Source organism: Labrys sedimenti (assembly GCF_034424805.1).
Taxonomy (GTDB): domain Bacteria; phylum Pseudomonadota; class Alphaproteobacteria; order Rhizobiales; family Labraceae; genus Labrys; species Labrys sedimenti.
Genome location: NZ_JAXOUF010000003.1, coordinates 177,725 through 193,627, shown reverse-complemented (window position 1 = coordinate 193,627; position 15,903 = coordinate 177,725). Strand labels below are relative to the sequence as shown.

Below are 15,903 nucleotides of genomic sequence, written 5' to 3'. Positions count from 1 at the left end.
TCGGTCGTGCACCTTATGGTTCCTATCAATTGAACGTGTTATTTTCCAAATACCTGTTGCATCAAAGCTACAGACTCGTGTTTCGAAAGCTGGCATGGTGATTTCGCCTTTAGGAGTGATGCATATGAGAATCTCTGCAGCAGCAATTGCTCTTCTGCTCTCGTCGACGGCAGCTTTCTCTGCCGATCTCGCGCCCGCACCTGTTGAGCCTGTGGCACCGGTTGTCCTGCCGTTCTCCTGGACAGGCTTCTATGCTGGTGCGAACGTCGGCTATGCTTTCGGCGGCCGCGACACGGTCGGCATCCACGATCCGGATTTCCTCGGCGACATCGGCAAGCTGACGGGCAAGGGTTTCCTTGGCGGCTTGCAGGCCGGCTATAACTACCAGTTCGACAACATCGTGGTCGGTATCGAAACCGACTTCCAGGGTGCCCAGATCAAGGACACCGTGCATGGTGTGGTCGCCGGCGCTCCCGGTCGTGCCCGCTCGGACATCAAGTGGTACGGCACGCTGCGTCCGCGCATCGGCTATGCCTATGACCGCTTCCTGATCTACGCCACCGGCGGTCTGGCCTATGGCAACATCGACTACAAGCTCAGCTATGACGGCGCTTCGTTCAGCGACAGCAATACCAAGGTGGGCTGGACGGCCGGTGCCGGTCTCGAATATGCCTTCACCGACAATCTCTCGGGCCGCATCGAATATCAGTATGTGAACTTCGGCAGCTACACGGTGCGCGGCAGCGGCACCCTTCACTCCAAGGCCTCGCCGGACTTCCACGCCGTGCGTCTGGGTGTGAACTACAAGTTCTGATCCGACGCGCTGCTGCTCAGATCTCATTGCATCGACGGGGGCAGGTTTGCCCCCGTTTTTTTGCCGGCTCTGCAACGACCGATGAGGCAGCGCTAGCCTGTCTTATAAGCCGGCTTAATTAAGGGCTGCAAGCCATTGCGTTGCCGCGCCGCCCGTCCAGATGCAGGCCCTTCGCCGCCGGACTTCAAGACGCCTTGCGATGTGACGGAATCGTCAAGAACTGCGAAGACGCGCCGAACCAAGACGCGAGAGCAAAAAAGCGTTTCAGTCTAAGCGCACTTCGCTTCGGAGGCTTGACAGGACTGGTTGTCCTCAGACTTCCATAGAGCGATTTCAAGCCGATTTCGGCACACGCGCAGGGGTTTTCTTCGGCAATTCCACCACATTGTCGTCAATACGAGCAATCAGGTTGTGGATGGTCAGATCGAAGTAACGGCTCAGATAATAGGAACCGTTGATCTGCGTCTCCGCCACCATATGACTGACGAAGGCATCCCTTGCTGCCGCGTTGGGCAGGAAAGGCGCGCTCCAGAACTGTTTCAGCTTGTCTTCGCCACCATGGGCAACAAGGCCGTCTATGGCGTAATGCGCATTCCCCAGCACGAAGACCGGGCAATTGCGCTGCAGCGCCAGAATTCCCGTTGTGCTGTTGACCGTAATCATGCCACGGGCATGGCGGATCAACAGCCCGGTCGGCCCGTCGTCAATCAAGGAGACCCGATCGGCCACGCCCGCCAGCTTGGCAAGTTGCGCCACGAAGCGGTGATAGGGCCGGTGCCCACGGTCGAGCGGATGAGCCTTGAAGGCAAGGCGGGTACCAGACGGGGCATGCTTGGCAAAGGAACGGATCGTGGCCTCGATCATGCGCTCCATGGTCCAGCCTGCGCCATGAACCCGCAATTGCAGGTCATCATGCACCTGCAAGGCAGCGACGAAATATTTACGGTCGAAATTGTCAACGAGGTCGATGATCTTTTTAGCATTGTTCCAGCGATCGGTGTATTTGCGCATGGCATTGCGGCTCCAGAGCATCGCCTCGCCCAATAGGGAGCGCTCGCGATGATGGGAATATTGCCGAAACACCAGGCTGCCGGCCGACATCGCCAGGTAATATTTGAAAGCCCACCAAGCCATGGGCTTGAAGCTGGTGGCGGGGATCGTCACCGGCGCCTCGACGGGGGCGGCCTTGCTGTGGTCATAGGCCGACAGGACCCGCGGCAGCAGGGAAGCCGCATTGTTGCCCTCTCGTTCGGCGGTCACGTAATCGGGGCGTAGATACCCTTCCTCCAGGCACCACACATCGACGCCCAGCTCCCGGCACAGCGCCACAGCCACCTGGTGATAGGGCCGCTGATCGCCGAACAGGATCACCTTGTCCGGCTTCTGGCCAAGCAGGAACTGCGAGAACCAGCCCCGCCATGCCGACAGGCTGTCGGAAAACATGACAAACGGAATCCGCCTCGAATAGATACGGTCACCGAAATTGAAATTGATCTTGAGGACTCTGTCGCCACGCGCCACGAGCGATTGCGCAAGCTCGGAAAAGAAGGGGCCGACTGGTCCCTGGAGCAGCACAATGAACTTGGGACGCGGCATAGGCAATCCGACAAATGATTCAAACTGAAACAGCCTGCACACACTGATAGTTCTTGTCGTGAATATGTACATACCGCTGATTTGACAGGCTGCCGTTTCGGCAGGCATTGCCACATCGAATCCGGCTCCGGAATCGATGCCGGCGCCACGGCCTATGGCTGCCGCATCGTTTTTGCCGAAAGCCGACAGCCACCTTTCGGCATGATGCCCTACGCTGCGGCAATGAGCTCGATCGCCCTGCCGAAGGCGCGGGCGGCCGGCCCGAGCGGCTCATCGAGACGATGGGCGAGATAGGCCTGCGTGCCCACTTTGGCATGGCGACCCAGATCCTTCGTGTGCAGCCGCACAAGACGGCCTTCCCGCAGATCCCGTTCCACCTGCCAGGAGGGGAGGCGCCCCCACCCCAATCCCGCCAGGATCATGGCGTGTTTGGTGTCCTGGCTGCCGACGCGGCAGGTCTGCGGCGACAACACGCCGAAATCCCGCCCCTGTGTCAGGGTGGTTGGATCCACCTGGACGATCTGCAGATGATCGGCGAGTTCGGCGACCTCGATCGCCTGCTCGTCGATCCGAGTGGCCAGCGGGTGTCCCGCCGCGGCAACCGCCACGATTTCGATCGAGGCGAGGCCCTGCAGCACCACGCGCGGATCGCGGAAATTCTCACCGGTGATCACAGCCAGCGTGCTGCGCCCGGCCAGCAGGGCCGTGAGCGGGCCACCCAGGGGCTCGAAGGCCAGGCGGATCGCGACAGAAGGGTAGTCCTGTCGCATCACCCTGAGCGCCTCGCCGACCCAGGCAACCGGAAACAGCGTGTCCACCACCAGCGAAAGTTCGAGTTCCACCCCCTCGCCCAATCCTCGGGCACGGGCACGCATGGCGTCGACGCGCAGAAGGATGTCACGGGCATTGGCCAGCAGCGCCTTGCCCTCGCCGGTCAGCACCGGGCGATGACCGGTGCGATCGAACAGGGCCAGCCCGAGTTCGGCCTCCAGATTGGCGATGGCATGGCTCACCGCCGATTGGACGCGCGAGAGCCTGACAGCCCCAGAGCGGAAGCTGCCGCTGTCAACGACCGTCACGAAGGTGCGCAGTTGATCCAAGGTAAGAGCATCGATCATGATCAATTCTTTCGATCAGTTTGATGCCAATTATATCACTCCGATCGATAAGCCAGAAATGCCATTCTCCCGCCATCCAGGAAATGACGAGGAGTTGACGATGACGTCCGTGCTGGTGCTGTACTATTCCTCCTACGGCCATATCGAGACCATGGCGGATGCGGTGGCCGAAGGCGTGCGTGAAACCGGCGCACGCGCCATGGTGAAACGGGTGCCGGAAATCGTGCCCAACGCCGTCGCCATCCGCGCCGGCTACAAGCTAGACCAGCGCGCAGCAATTGCCGACGTTGCCGAACTGGCCGACCATGATGCCATCATCTTCGGCACGCCGACACGTTTCGGCATGATGGCGGCGCAGATGAAGAACTTTCTCGATCAAGCCGGGGGGCTGTGGGCGCGCAACGCGCTGGTCGGGCGCGTCGGCAGCGTCTTTACCTCCACCGGCAGCCAACATGGCGGGCAGGAGGCCACGATCCTGTCCACCCATATCGCCTTGCTGCATCTGGGTATGGTGGTTGCAGGCCTGCCCTATACCTTCCAGGGCCAGTCGCGCATGGACGAGATCACTGGCGGTTCACCCTACGGCGCTTCGACGCTGGCCGATGACGGTCGCGGCGGCAATCGCGAACCCAGCGCCAACGAACTCGACGGCGCGCGCTTCCAGGGGCGCCATGTCGCCAATCTCGCCCGGGCCCTTGCTGCCGCGCGGCTCCAGGAGGCGGCCTGATGGTCACGACCATCCCGCTGCCCAGCACCACCACGGCCTGGCCGGCCATGGTGGTGGTGGTCGCCTGCGGCATCGCAGCCTCGCTGCAGGTCGGCAAGGCGCTGATCGCCACGCCCATGCTGCAGGCCGATCTCGGCCTTACCTTTGGCGCCATTGGCTGGCTGGCCGGGATCTTTGCCTTGCTCAGCCTGGTTGGCGGCGTACCGACGGGTGCGATCATCACAGGTTTCGGGGATCGCCGCGTGCTCTTGCTGGGCCTGGGCGCCATCGCAACCGGCAGCGGCCTCGGTGCCCTTGCCTCCCACTATGGTGCACTGGTCGCTTCACGCATCGTCGAAGGCCTCGGGTTCCTGATGGTCACGGTGGCAGGTCCCGCCATCCTGAACCGGATCTGCCCGGTCGGGCGGCGCGATCTCGCTTTTGCCGTGTGGAGTTGTTTCATGCCGGCCGGCATGGCCCTCGCCATGCTCGCCGGCCCGCTTTTCAGCGACTGGCGTGCCATCTGGTGGTCCGGTGCGATCATCGCATGCCTTGCTATCGTGGCGGCCTTGCTCACCGTGCCGGGCGGACAGCAGTCGAGTGCGCCTCCGCCGCAGCACCTCGGCCGGGATGTCCTTGCCGTGGTGACGGCCGGCGGGGCCCCACTGCTTGCCTTGTGCTTTGCTCTCTACAGCCTGATGTTCTTTGCCCTGTTCAGTTTCCTGCCTGTGCTGCTGATGCAGCATATGGGCTTGAGTTACGGTGCCGCCGGCATGCTGAGCGCCCTGGCAAGCGCATCGAACATCATCGGCAATCTCGCGGCAGGCTTTCTCCTTTCACGTGGTGCCGGCCGCGCCATCCTGATCGCGGGCGCCAGCCTGGTGATGGGAATCACCGCGCCCAGCGTGTTCCTGCAGATCTTTCCGGACGGCCCGACGCTGCTGCTGTGCATCCTGTTCTCGGCCGTGGGCGGCATCATCCCGGCGACATTGCTGTCCTCCGCACCTGTCGTGGCGCCCGCCACATCCCTGGCTCCCATCGTGGTCGGCCTCGCCATGCAAGGCAGCAGCCTCGGCCAAGTGGCGGGGTCGGTCGCCGTGGGTGGGCTCATCGATGCCTATGGCTGGCGATCGGCCGGCCTGCTCGTCATTGTGGCGGCCATCGCAGCCATCGTCGTCGCCCTGGTCCTCAGCCGGGCGACAACGAGGTCATGAGGGTTGTCACGGCGACAAATCAGCATCGGTGCTTGCGAGAGCAACCGAATTCGACCGCCGGCGTAGACGTGCCAGGAAACGCTGATAGCCGGGCTGCCGGGCGAGAAGGCTGCTGCCAAGATCGCTCAGGAAGACCGTATCCTCGGGCTTGAGGGCGAGCGTGTTGTGCAAGGCGAGGATTCGCCGCGCCATGGCAGGCTCCTGAACATCCGCGAGGGTGACCCGGATGATCGCGACATCGAGGTCGCGACAGGTGAGGTGAGTTGTTCCGCGGCAACGCCATCTCATCAGTTCCCGCCGCCAGGACGGCAGGCGGCGGCGTAGTTCGTCGAAGCTCTGGAGATTGGGAATGTTCATCAGGGCATCGGTCGCCGCCACGATCGCGTCCTTGGCATAGGGGCTGTCCGACGTCTCGGAAAGATTGCCACCAAGACGGGTGGAGGCATCCACGACGATGAACAGCAGGTGCCGAACCCGGCTCGCCGTCTCCGCCGGCAGCGGTTCAGGTGCCCCCCGGTTCAGGAGATGCAGGAGCGCCGACGTGCCGATGCCGTCAACGAGCCCGCCATCATAGAGCTTGAGGAAGTTGAGATCCCCGGCACTGCGATAGCGATCGAGCGCCTCCCGATATTGCTGCTCAACCAACGATTGGGCACGGATGTCCGCCTTTGCGCCGGCTGCCGGGACAACCTCGGCATCGGCCGGGCAGCTCGAACGATAATTGCGCAGCGTGATGGGCGCAAAGGCAACGGGTACCGCCGCGGATGCCGCCACCGCATAGGCAAGGGGGTAATCGTCGAAATTGCTGCAGATGGCGGCAAAGGATGTTCGGTCGAAGATGAAGGGCGCACGGTTGTAGAGGTCGGTGGCATGGATCACCAATCGGGGGCGGCCAGGTCGATCCAGCATCCCCAGCGTGGCGCCATGATAGAGATTGGCATCCAGCCATGGCGGCAAGCCGTTGCGATCGTTGACGCCGCCGCGATAACCGCGCAGCAGATTGGTCGGGCTCAGGCTGGTGCGCAGCGAGGCCTCGGCATTGCGCGCCAGGAAATCGCGCCGAAAGCCGGGCAATCCCGCCGGCCCATGCAGAGCGAAATAGGAAGCCAGCATGGCGCCTCCCGACACGCCCGCCGCCACGGCGACATCATCGGCCAGGCTACGGCCGGCGACGGTCGAGGGCGTTTGGGCGAGGCTGGCGAGCACGCCGTAGCCGAAAGAGGCCGAACGGGCGCCACCACCGGAAATGGTGAGCACGATTGCAACATCGCCTCCCCGCGCTGGGCTGCTTGCCGGGATGGAGCCCGTGACGAGTCCGAGCGGTGTATTGGTTGGCCGCGTATCCGGTGCTGCGCACCCGGCAAGCAGGCAAGCCAGCGCCAGAAACACCACCAGGTGTGACCGGCGTGCGGTGACCAGGGATGATCGGCGGGAGGCGGGGCGCCGTGAAGGAGGGGCAATCATCATCGCATTCGGGAACGCTGCAACAGCCCTCCGCAGCGCGGGGGCTGGCAGGGAGCGACACCGACTTTCCGGGCCCTCAATTGCAGGAGCCTTGCATGATCGCCGGCGCTGCGTTTTTTTAAGAGCGCCCGTCGCGGGCAGGGGCTGGCCGGTCATGATCCGCCCTACGCCTTATCTCATCGAGCCGTTCGAGCCGGACGCGCTCCATCCGTCGCACCTGGCGTACTCCCCAAAGGATGGCGAACTCACCGCCGACGAGCACGATTGCGACCAGAAGGCCTAGACTGAGGGGATCACGGTCGCTGCCCTTCAGTATGAAGCCCAAACTCAGGAATGGGATATTCCAGGCCAGACTGCCGAGCAGGGCCGCCAGGATGAACCGACGCAGTTCAAGTCGGAATACACCAGCAGGCAGGCCGAGATAGACGCGGACGGTCGGAATCGTATGGCCGACCAGGGTTGCCCAAAACTGATTGCGCCGATAGCGCTCGACCAGACGCAGATACAAAGGCAGCGGCAGCAGAACGAAACGTCCGTAGGCGGCCACCAGGGTTTCCACCCGGTGCGGGCCGAGAGTTCGGCCCAATCCATACCAGCCCACGGACCCGATCGTCGACCCGACCGTGGTGGCGATCACCATGGCCGCGAGCGCGGGGCCATCGCGCGCTGCCATGCCCAGAAACATCAGCAATATGTAGGAAGGTATGACCGGCAGGAATTTTTCCGCGATGGCCAGACAGGTAATGCCGGCGAGGCCGAAACCGAGCATCGCGACGATGGCGGGAGACATCTCCATGACCGGTTCACAGCCCGGACGGCAGTAGGGACCGGCGCCGCCTGATCCGATAGACAGACGCTGGTGGAAGATTGCGTATGGTCCAGCCGGTACGCTCGGCCTCGAGGCCCAGGCCGTCGAGAATTTCCCGCCTAACCGGGCAGCGCGGACCGTAGGTGATCTGATAGAAGGCCCCGCCGAGAGCCATGCAGGCGAAAGCGCCGGTGAGAATGGCCGAAGCCTTGTCCGAAGGCATCGCCAGGATGCCGAGCCCGCTGATCACAGCGCCAACCGGTGCGCCGACATCGAGACTGGTCGTTGCCAGTTCCGCCGCATCCATGTGGAACACCCGGGCCAGGGGAAAGCGGCGGCCGAGCAGGCGCGCGAAGGTCGCGTCATATTCCACCAAGGTGATGTTCTGCTCCGGCACACCCCGCTCGAGCAGAGCCTGGGTGAAGGGGCCCGTGCCGGGGCCAAGCTCCAGAATCGGCCCGGTCCTTGGCGTGATCTCCTGCGTCATCAGGGAGGCCACGGCGTTGCCGGAGGGAGCCACGGCAGCCACGCGAAGCGGGTTGCTGATCCAGGCCCGGAAGAATGGCAATGCGTCAGAAACCGGCATCATGATCTCCCTTGGGCAGGAGAGGCTCGGCGGGATCGAAGCTCTGCGCGACGGGTCGGCCGATCAATCTCGATAACATTCTCGGGTCATCCACGGTATGAGGACTGTTCCCGTTCCCAATGAACGGGCGATCGACCGGCCGAGGGGGTTCCGATGGGTTCTCAGGTGACCGAATCGATTACCAACTGGTCCCATGCCTGGGTTGCGGGAGCCTGTCGCCGGGGCGCTTCCGGTCCGTTGTCCGCCGGGGGCGCGAGATTTCTCTGCAAGGTTGATGCAATGCTGGCGGCGTAATGTGCTTCTGCGCGAAATGATATGAACGGAACAGAAAAGGCGGAACGGACAATGCGGGTATTGCTGGTAGAGGACGAACCGGAGATGGTGTCGGCCTTGCGCTCCGCCCTGGTTCGCCACGACATGATCGTCGACCATGTCTCGAGCATTGCCGCCGCCGAAGGCGTGCTCTCCGATCGCGTGCATGATGCCATGCTGCTCGATCGTCAGCTGCCGGACGGTGACGGCCTGTCGCTGATTCCCACCTTGCGCGCCAGCGGCAATGCCCTGCCGGTACTGGTGCTGACCGCCCGGGGCGACCTGCCCGATCGTGTCGCCGGGCTGGAACACGGCGCCGATGACTATCTTGGTAAGCCCTTCGCATTCGAGGAATTGCTGGCACGGCTGCGGGCCTTGCTGCGCCGCCCCGCCCATCTGCAGTCCCACGTGGTGCGGGTTGGGCGGCTCTGCTTCGACTTCACTCATCAGGAGGCCAGCGTTGCCGGCATCCCGCTGGAAATGCCACGGCGGGAACTGCTGGTGCTGGCAGCCTTGGTGCGACGCACGGGGCGCATGGTGCTGCGCTCCTTCCTGATGGAAGCGGTGTTCGGCATGGATGACGAAATCCAGTCCAACGCACTCGATACCCATGTTTCACGCTTGCGCCGCAAGCTTGCCGACGCCGACGCCGGCGTCACCATCAACGGCATTCGCGGCGTCGGCTATCTCCTGCGCGAGACGCCATGATCGCCACCGCCCCGCCCTCTTTGCGCTGGCGCCTGGTCAAACGGCTGGTTGCCTTCCAGACCGTCATGCTCACACTCATCGTGGTGATCCTGGTCTTTGCGGTCTGGGGTACGGCACGCATTGTAGATGCCTATGAAGACAGTGCCCTTGATGTGCTTCGCGATGCCGTGGTCCGCCAGGCGGATGGTGGGCTCGCTCTGGCGAAAACCGGCGATTTGGCACGATTGCGGGAGGATGCCCCCGATTTGTGGTTCGTCATCCGAGACAAGCAGGGCCGGGAACTGAAAGAAGGCACAGTTCCCGCCGACTACGCCGCGATCGTGGCCGACATCGGCCTTATCCAGCAGATGCGGCTCGGCGAGGACCAGCCCGGCATCGACAAGCCGGATGCCGTGCTCAAATGGGTCGAGAGCGCCGCCGGCCGCGTGCAGATCCTCACGGGCACGCAAGGCCATATGTCCTGGCAACATCTGTTCTGGGGCGTATCGCTGAGTTCGGCCACCGTGATCGGACCGCTCTTCGTGCTGATGGCGCTGGTCACCCTGATCGTCACACCGATCGTGGTGCGACGGGCGCTGAAGGGGCTCGGCGCGGCGGCAATGCAGGCCGAGCGCATCGACATCGCCCAGCGCGGCGTCCGTCTGCCTCTGTCTGGCGTGCCCGCCGAGATCCTGCCTCTGGTCAAGGCCGTCAATGACGCATTGGTTCGCCTCGACAATGGCTATGAACGGCATCAGCGCTTTCTCGCGGACGCGGCACATGAGCTGCGAACGCCGATCGCCATCCTGACCACCCGCATCGCTTCGCTGCCGTCGGGTGCGGAGAAAAGCCGGCTTCTGGAAGATGCCAATCGGCTGGCTGTGCTGACGGGGCAATTGCTCGATTTCCAGCGCCTGGACCAGCAGGACAGGCCGACGACGGCGGTCGATCTCGCCGCGCTCGCCCAAAGGGTGATCGTCGATCTCGCCCCCCTGGCCTTTGCCGCCGGCTATGAGATGGACTTCAAGGCCGACGACGGGCCGATCCTGATTAACGGCGACCAGACCTCGCTCGAGCGGGCGCTGACCAATCTCGTCCAGAACGCCATCGATCATGGCGGACGCCGTGGCACCATCAGCGTGCGCGTCGACCGCGGCGGCCGCATCGAGGTCTGCGACGAAGGTGACGGCATTCCCGTTGCGGAAACCGAACGGATTTTCGAGCCGTTTCATCGCCTGCGCCAGGACGGTCGCGGCGCGGGGCTCGGTCTCAACCTCGTGCGCGAGATCGTGCGCCTGCATGGCGGCCATATCGCCGCATCCAACAACCGCACGGGCGGCGCCTGCCTGGAAATCGACCTGCCCCTGGCATCCCGACAGGCTGAGAGAACGGCGCCGTCTTGAGCGACCGCTCATTCGTCGACCCGCGCTCGCCTTGAGGATAACGTTCAAGGCCGGCGGGCGCATCTGCGGCCACAAGCTCACCCCTCCAGATCGGCCTTGAGCTTGTCGAGAATGGTGAGGGCTTGGGTGGCATAGCCGCTGATCCAGCGGTCGTGGATGCGCTTGATCGGCAGCGCGTTGAGGTGGTTCCAGCGCTCGCGCCCTTCCCGCCTGACGATGACCAGATCGGCCTCCTCCAGCACTTTGAGATGCTGCATGACGGTGCAGCGATCCATATCCGCAAAGGCTTCGCAGAGCATGCCGGTGGTGCGCGCCTCCTCCTTGAGGTGGTCGAGCATGGCCCGCCGGCGCGGATGGGCCAATGCCTTGAAAACCAGGTCTTCTTTGAGTTCGCTTGACATGTTATAAATTTATAACATATTGTCGCCTCCTGCAACAGGGAGAAACGCGATGAAGCCGGAATTCAGGGTCTCCGGGCGGATCTCAAGGCCGGTTCGCGAGGTATTCGACGCCGTGGTCAACCCCGGCAAGCTCAGCGCCTATTTCACCACGGTGGGCGGCGCCAGCGCGCCGCTGGTGACCGGCGCGACGGTGGTGTGGTGGGGCGAGGTTCCCGTCGAGGTGGACGAAGTGGTGGCCGACAGCCGCATCGTATTGCGCTGGGATGGGCCCAAATCCGCCGATGGCGTGGTGCTCTACAAGACTCATATCGAGATGAATTTCCAGGCGCTGGAAAACGACGCCACGCTGGTCACCATTGCCGAGACGGGCTGGCGCGAGGACGCCCAGGGCCAGCGCGCCTCCTATATCAACTGCGAGGGATGGTCGCAGATGCTGTGCTGCCTGAAGGCGTTCCTCGAACACGGCATCAATTTGCGCGAGGGCTATTATCGCAGCGAGTTGGCCGGCGTGCCGGCGAGCGAGCCGCGCTGCACATCCCCCTGACAAGACAAAGGAAGCAAGCATGGCTGCGAACATCTATGGCGGCATCGACATCGCCATGAAGGTCCCACCTCATCAATATCAGGCCACGGTGGCGTTCTATCGCGATGTGGTCGGCCTGAAGCCGATCACCGACAAGGCACCCGCCATCGGCTTCGAACTCGGCCCCAACAAATTGTGGCTCGACGAGGCGCCAATGCTGAGCCAGGCCGAGATCTGGCTGGAGCTGTTCACGGACAATTTCGACACGGCGGCCGACCATCTGTCCCGCGCCGGCGTGGTCCGCTGCGACGCTATCGAGCCCCTGCCGGACGGGTTCAAGGGGGGCTGGATTACCAACCCCGCCAATATCGTCCACATGGTGCGTGAGCCGAACGCCTGGTGACCCCAGGACCAACGGCCTCGCTCGCGACTCGCGTTGAGGCGCCTTGACCGCTGCGACGCGTCATATTAGGGGAAGGCTTGCAGCCACAGTCATGACGCTGCCGTAGGCGTTACCGTCATCCAACGCGTCCTTTGTCGAGAGGGTCCCAGCAGGGAGATCTCGATTCAACAGGGCGCCACGGTCATGCCATCCCTCTCCTGCTTCGCGTTCCCGCACTCGTCCGGGGCATCCATCCCGGCGCGGCCCAGCCTCGCCTCGATGCTTGATGCCTGCCCGGGATCGCACGCGGCCCGCGGGCTCGGCGGCAGCTTTTCCGTGCCCCCAGCTCAACGGAGACGGAGTACCCATGAAGATGACCGGCAACACCATCCTCGTCACCGGCGGCACCAGCGGCATCGGCCGCGCACTCGCCGAAGCCTTCCACCAGCGCGGCAACCGCGTCATCGTGACGGGGCGGCGCCAAGACCTGCTTGACCGGATCACGGCAAGCCGGCCCGGCCTGGTGGGGCTGCCGCTCGACCTCGCCGATCCCGGCTCCCTGTCACGCCTCGCGAGCGAGGTTCGCGGACGCTTTCCCGAGCTCAACATGCTCATCGCCAATGCCGGCGTCTCGCGCGCCGAGAACGTGGCGGCGGACGGTTGGGACGCCGGCGATGCCGAGGCGATCGTGGAGACCAACATCCTGGGCGTGTTGCGCGTGACGGCGGCGCTCCTGCCGATCCTGAAGGGACAGGCGGACGCGGCGATCCTGGCGACCAGCTCCAATCTTGCTTTCGTACCGCGCGCCGACTTCCCGACCTACTGCGCCAGCAAGGCCTTCCTGCATTCCTGGCTCCAGTCCCTGCGCCACCAGCTTCGCAAGGTGCCCGTTGAGGTGCTCGAACTGGCGCCGCCCTATGTGCAGACAGAGCTCACCGGTAGCCAGCAGGCTTCCGATCCGCGCGCGATGCCCGTCGATGCCTATGTCGCCGAGGTGATGCAGTTGCTCGAACAAGGTGACCATCCCCGAGGCGAGGTGTTGGTCGAACGCGATCGCGATCGCCGCTGGGCCGAGCGGGACGGCCGCTACGGGACCGTCTTCGCCGCCATGAATCCGGGCTGAGCCGACGGTTCGCCGCATCGCCTGCAATCAACAAGCCTTGCCGCCCGGGAATGTCTCGAGCGGCTGCAGATCATCGCGAAAGGGAGAAATGGCGCACCCAGCACGATTCGAACGTGCGACCTTTGCCTTCGGAGGGATTATCGCTGGCTCCGCCAATAAACGCCAGGAACCGCCGATGACCGCCTATCTCACTGTAATCGCTAAAGAATTTGCTTTCGCCTTCCGCCGGAGGTACGCTTTGTCTCGCCACAGTTTTCGCCCGCTTGCTTACGTGGTGCTTACGCGAGAGAGCGCTGTTGGGTCGGAGAAAGCCCATGTCTAAGCTCACAAAAAGAGTCGTTGACGCCGCTGAAAGCCGCTCCAAAGATTACGTCATCTGGGACGACGAACTCCCCGGCTTCGGCCTCCGCGTCTTCACGTCGGGCAAGCGCAGCTACGTCATCCAGTATCGCCTCGGCAAGCGTTCGCGTCGGTTCACCATCGGTTTGCATGGCATCTGGACGCCCGAGCGCGCGCGCCAGGAAGCGAAGGTCCAACTGGGCCGCATTGCTCAGGGTGAAGATCCCGCCGAGGAGAAGCAGCTCGACAACAAGGCGATCACCGTCAAGGAGCTGTGTGACCTCTACGTCGCTGATCTCAAGGCTGGCCTCATCCTGGGTAAGGGTGGCCGGCCAAAGAAGGCGAGCACGATCCTCTCGGATACAGGACGCATCGAGCGCCACATCGTGCCCTTGCTTGGCACTCGGAGGGTCAAGGACCTCGTGAAGGCCGACATCACGAAGGCCCTGAAAGACATTATGGCCGGCAAGACCCGCTGCAGCGTCAAGACGAAGAAGCTGCGCGGCCGCGCCATCGTACGCGGCGGCGCCGGAACGGCTACCCGCACGATCGGGCTGTTCGGCGGCATCCTCACCTACGCGGTTGAAGCAGGCATCATCGACATCAATCCCGTCCACGGCGTTCGGCGGCCGAAGGACAATGTACGCGGACGGCGCCTGACCGAAGCCGAATATCGCCTGCTCGGTGACATCCTGACCAAAGCCGCCGCCAACGAGAAGTATGAGTTGTCGGTCGACATCATCCGGCAGCTCGCACTGACCGGATGCCGTCGGACCGAAATGATCACCTTGGCTTGGACCGAGGCTGATACGGATTCAAGCTGCCTCCGCCTGATCGACAGCAAGGAAGGAAGCTCGATCCGCCCTATCGGCCTACCTGTCGTAGAGTATCTCGAAGCGCGCCGGAAAGAGCGGAGCGGCACCTACGTCTTCCCCGGCCAAGGCGATGACAATGCGTTCGGGAGCTTCCCCAACCATTGGGAGCAGATATTCGCGGACACCGCGCTCGCCGACATCACCCCACACGTCCTGCGGCACAGCTTCGCCAGTATCGCCAACGATCTCGGCTTCACCGAAGTCACGATCGCCGCGCTGGTGGGGCATGCGAAGGGATCGGTCACGAGCAACTACATCCATACGCTCGATACCGCGCTCATCATGGCCGCCGACACTATCTCGGGCTACATTCAGGGGCTTCTGGATGGGATCGAGTTCAAACAGACGGCCTACGCCCTGGACCGCGACTCACGGAAAGCCGCCCTTGCGCGGTTCCTCCAGAAGGCCGCCGCTACGGAACAGGACACGGCCGAGGACGCGGAGCAGTTGCTTGCAGCTTGATCGCGCGATGGGGGTTTCAGTTATTGCAGTTAAGCCCCGCACCCCTTATATTGGATGGTCAGGAGACACGATCATGGCCAGCCAAGTGGTTCAGTTCGCCGGTCTGTCCGACCGCGACCGCAAGACCGTGACGCCTCTGCCAACCTTGGCAGAGGGCGATCACGTGGAGCTGCATGTGCGGCGTCGCGATGGACGGGAGCAGACCCTGTCCCTTCCGCCGGCCGCCATCAGCGCCGTCGAGACGCTGCTGTCTCGCCTGCTGAACGGCGAGAGGGTCGCCGTGCTCACGGAAGATCAAGAGCTGAGCCCGACCGACGCATCGGTGATCCTGGGCATCTCGCGTCCGCTCGTCGTCCATCGCATGGACATCGGCGATCTGCCGTTCCGCTACGTCGGAAAGCACCGCCGGGCATCGCTGAAGGACGTGCTGGCCTTGAAGGAGACGCTGGACGCCCGCCAGAAGGCGATGGACGCCCTGGCTGAGGACACAGAGGATCTTGTCGTCAACCATGGCCTCTAGACCGCCCATCGCGGTCTACGACGCCTGCGTCCTCTATCCCTTCCATCTGCGCAACGTCCTGATCCAGTGCGCCTTCGATGGCTTAGTTGCCGCGCGCTGGACCGACGACATTCACGCGGAATGGATACGCAATCTGGCCGCCAATTCCCCCGGCACACCGGTCGCGCGCTTCGAGACCACCCGCGACATGATGAAAGCCGTCCTGCCTGACGCCAATGTCGCCAACCATCGGAGCCTGATCCCGAGCCTTTCCTTGCCCGATCCGGATGACCGGCATGTGCTTGCGGCCGCGATCGCTGGCGGTGCCGAGACGATCGTGACTTGGAACCTGAAGGATTTCCCCGCTCCGCAGATCGCCCCTCACGGAATCGCCGCAGTGTCGCCCGACGCCTTCCTTTCGGCCCTGCACCGAGCCTATCCGAAAGCCCTTCTCAGTAGTATCGCGCGGGCTCGGGAAAACCTCAGGCGCACGACGCCATCCGTTACCGAATTCGTGGACGCGCTCGAACGCCATGGCCTCGTCGCCTTCACATCCATCCTTCGACGACACGCCGCGCGCCTTCGCTAGAC

17 protein-coding genes are annotated in these 15,903 nt (G+C 63.5%); 11 read left to right on the top strand and 6 right to left on the bottom strand.

Annotated elements, in window-relative coordinates; genetic code table 11:
* Positions 1–124 precede the first annotated feature (124 nt).
* The gene (locus tag U1R88_RS12520) at positions 125–814 is read left to right on the top strand and encodes an outer membrane protein (RefSeq protein WP_068292809.1); all 690 of its coding nucleotides are present in this window, start codon (positions 125–127) and stop codon (positions 812–814) included.
* 333 nt (positions 815–1,147) lie between these two features.
* Here U1R88_RS12520 and U1R88_RS12515 read toward each other — a convergent pair whose 3' ends face one another.
* On the bottom strand, positions 1,148–2,518 hold the full coding sequence (locus tag U1R88_RS12515; protein WP_322431507.1) for a capsule polysaccharide biogenesis protein: 1,371 nt from the start codon (positions 2,516–2,518) through the stop codon (positions 1,148–1,150).
* A 101-nt stretch (positions 2,519–2,619) separates the two neighbouring features.
* Complete coding sequence (locus U1R88_RS12510; protein ID WP_322431505.1) at positions 2,620–3,528, bottom strand: LysR family transcriptional regulator; 909 nt, start codon at positions 3,526–3,528, stop codon at positions 2,620–2,622.
* A 100-nt stretch (positions 3,529–3,628) separates the two neighbouring features.
* On the opposite strand from U1R88_RS12510, the gene wrbA reads away from it, so the two are divergent.
* On the top strand, positions 3,629–4,255 hold the full coding sequence (wrbA, locus tag U1R88_RS12505) for an NAD(P)H:quinone oxidoreductase (protein WP_322431503.1): 627 nt from the start codon (positions 3,629–3,631) through the stop codon (positions 4,253–4,255).
* Positions 4,255–5,448 (top strand): MFS transporter, encoded by a 1,194-nt coding sequence (locus U1R88_RS12500; protein WP_322431502.1) that lies wholly within the window; start codon positions 4,255–4,257, stop codon positions 5,446–5,448. The genes wrbA and U1R88_RS12500 overlap by 1 nt, the downstream gene beginning before the upstream one ends.
* 6 nt (positions 5,449–5,454) lie before the next feature.
* On the opposite strand, the gene U1R88_RS12495 is transcribed toward U1R88_RS12500, so the two are convergent.
* The 3 genes from U1R88_RS12495 to U1R88_RS12485 form a co-directional block, all read right to left on the bottom strand.
* On the bottom strand, positions 5,455–6,705 hold the full coding sequence (locus U1R88_RS12495) for a patatin-like phospholipase family protein (protein WP_322431500.1): 1,251 nt from the start codon (positions 6,703–6,705) through the stop codon (positions 5,455–5,457).
* A gap of 325 nt (positions 6,706–7,030) precedes the next feature.
* Positions 7,031–7,708 (bottom strand): DedA family protein, encoded by a 678-nt coding sequence (locus U1R88_RS12490; RefSeq protein WP_322431499.1) that lies wholly within the window; start codon positions 7,706–7,708, stop codon positions 7,031–7,033.
* 7 nt (positions 7,709–7,715) lie between these two features.
* Positions 7,716–8,306 carry a class I SAM-dependent methyltransferase gene (locus U1R88_RS12485; protein ID WP_322431928.1) on the bottom strand — a complete coding sequence of 197 codons (591 nt, stop codon included), beginning with the start codon at positions 8,304–8,306 and terminating at the stop codon, positions 7,716–7,718.
* A gap of 345 nt (positions 8,307–8,651) precedes the next feature.
* On the opposite strand from U1R88_RS12485, the gene U1R88_RS12480 reads away from it, so the two are divergent.
* Positions 8,652–9,326: a response regulator transcription factor gene (locus U1R88_RS12480; protein WP_322431498.1), complete on the top strand. Its 675-nt coding sequence runs from the start codon at positions 8,652–8,654 to the stop codon at positions 9,324–9,326.
* Complete coding sequence (locus tag U1R88_RS12475; RefSeq protein WP_322431497.1) at positions 9,323–10,708, top strand: sensor histidine kinase; 1,386 nt, start codon at positions 9,323–9,325, stop codon at positions 10,706–10,708. Before U1R88_RS12480 ends, U1R88_RS12475 begins: the two co-directional genes overlap by 4 nt.
* Positions 10,709–10,785: 77 nt before the next feature.
* Here the strand turns inward: U1R88_RS12475 and U1R88_RS12470 are convergent, their stop codons facing one another.
* On the bottom strand, positions 10,786–11,109 hold the full coding sequence (locus U1R88_RS12470) for an ArsR/SmtB family transcription factor (protein ID WP_322431496.1): 324 nt from the start codon (positions 11,107–11,109) through the stop codon (positions 10,786–10,788).
* A 49-nt stretch (positions 11,110–11,158) separates the two neighbouring features.
* Between U1R88_RS12470 and U1R88_RS12465 the strand changes: the two genes are divergently transcribed.
* From U1R88_RS12465 to U1R88_RS12440, 6 genes are all read left to right on the top strand, one after another.
* Positions 11,159–11,653, top strand: coding sequence for an SRPBCC domain-containing protein (locus U1R88_RS12465; protein WP_322431495.1), 495 nt, complete (start codon positions 11,159–11,161; stop codon positions 11,651–11,653).
* Positions 11,654–11,672: 19 nt separating this feature from the next.
* On the top strand, positions 11,673–12,035 hold the full coding sequence (locus U1R88_RS12460; RefSeq protein ID WP_322431494.1) for a VOC family protein: 363 nt from the start codon (positions 11,673–11,675) through the stop codon (positions 12,033–12,035).
* Between the two features lie 346 nt (positions 12,036–12,381).
* The gene (locus tag U1R88_RS12455) at positions 12,382–13,137 is read left to right on the top strand and encodes an SDR family oxidoreductase (protein WP_322431493.1); all 756 of its coding nucleotides are present in this window, start codon (positions 12,382–12,384) and stop codon (positions 13,135–13,137) included.
* Positions 13,138–13,451: 314 nt separating this feature from the next.
* The gene (locus U1R88_RS12450; protein ID WP_171128051.1) at positions 13,452–14,813 is read left to right on the top strand and encodes a tyrosine-type recombinase/integrase; all 1,362 of its coding nucleotides are present in this window, start codon (positions 13,452–13,454) and stop codon (positions 14,811–14,813) included.
* A gap of 73 nt (positions 14,814–14,886) precedes the next feature.
* The gene (locus U1R88_RS12445; RefSeq protein WP_168073943.1) at positions 14,887–15,333 is read left to right on the top strand and encodes a MerR family transcriptional regulator; all 447 of its coding nucleotides are present in this window, start codon (positions 14,887–14,889) and stop codon (positions 15,331–15,333) included.
* The gene (locus tag U1R88_RS12440; RefSeq protein WP_171127211.1) at positions 15,323–15,901 is read left to right on the top strand and encodes a PIN domain-containing protein; all 579 of its coding nucleotides are present in this window, start codon (positions 15,323–15,325) and stop codon (positions 15,899–15,901) included. The genes U1R88_RS12445 and U1R88_RS12440 overlap by 11 nt, the downstream gene beginning before the upstream one ends.
* Positions 15,902–15,903 lie beyond the last annotated feature (2 nt).

Excerpts from the sequence above, each read along its gene's own strand:
- U1R88_RS12520 (WP_068292809.1), top strand. The coding sequence starts at position 125 with ATGAGAATCTCTGCAGCAGCAATTGCTCTTCTGCTCTCGTCGACGGCA.
- U1R88_RS12515 (WP_322431507.1), bottom strand. The coding sequence starts at position 2,518 with ATGCCTGCCGAAACGGCAGCCTGTCAAATCAGCGGTATGTACATATTC.
- U1R88_RS12510 (WP_322431505.1), bottom strand. The coding sequence starts at position 3,528 with ATGATCGATGCTCTTACCTTGGATCAACTGCGCACCTTCGTGACGGTC.
- wrbA (WP_322431503.1), top strand. The coding sequence starts at position 3,629 with ATGACGTCCGTGCTGGTGCTGTACTATTCCTCCTACGGCCATATCGAG.
- U1R88_RS12500 (WP_322431502.1), top strand. The coding sequence starts at position 4,255 with ATGGTCACGACCATCCCGCTGCCCAGCACCACCACGGCCTGGCCGGCC.
- U1R88_RS12490 (WP_322431499.1), bottom strand. The coding sequence starts at position 7,708 with ATGGAGATGTCTCCCGCCATCGTCGCGATGCTCGGTTTCGGCCTCGCC.
- U1R88_RS12485 (WP_322431928.1), bottom strand. The coding sequence starts at position 8,306 with ATGCCGGTTTCTGACGCATTGCCATTCTTCCGGGCCTGGATCAGCAAC.
- U1R88_RS12480 (WP_322431498.1), top strand. The coding sequence starts at position 8,652 with ATGCGGGTATTGCTGGTAGAGGACGAACCGGAGATGGTGTCGGCCTTG.
- U1R88_RS12475 (WP_322431497.1), top strand. The coding sequence starts at position 9,323 with ATGATCGCCACCGCCCCGCCCTCTTTGCGCTGGCGCCTGGTCAAACGG.
- U1R88_RS12470 (WP_322431496.1), bottom strand. The coding sequence starts at position 11,109 with ATGTCAAGCGAACTCAAAGAAGACCTGGTTTTCAAGGCATTGGCCCAT.
- U1R88_RS12465 (WP_322431495.1), top strand. The coding sequence starts at position 11,159 with ATGAAGCCGGAATTCAGGGTCTCCGGGCGGATCTCAAGGCCGGTTCGC.
- U1R88_RS12460 (WP_322431494.1), top strand. The coding sequence starts at position 11,673 with ATGGCTGCGAACATCTATGGCGGCATCGACATCGCCATGAAGGTCCCA.
- U1R88_RS12455 (WP_322431493.1), top strand. The coding sequence starts at position 12,382 with ATGAAGATGACCGGCAACACCATCCTCGTCACCGGCGGCACCAGCGGC.
- U1R88_RS12450 (WP_171128051.1), top strand. The coding sequence starts at position 13,452 with ATGTCTAAGCTCACAAAAAGAGTCGTTGACGCCGCTGAAAGCCGCTCC.
- U1R88_RS12445 (WP_168073943.1), top strand. The coding sequence starts at position 14,887 with ATGGCCAGCCAAGTGGTTCAGTTCGCCGGTCTGTCCGACCGCGACCGC.
- U1R88_RS12440 (WP_171127211.1), top strand. The coding sequence starts at position 15,323 with ATGGCCTCTAGACCGCCCATCGCGGTCTACGACGCCTGCGTCCTCTAT.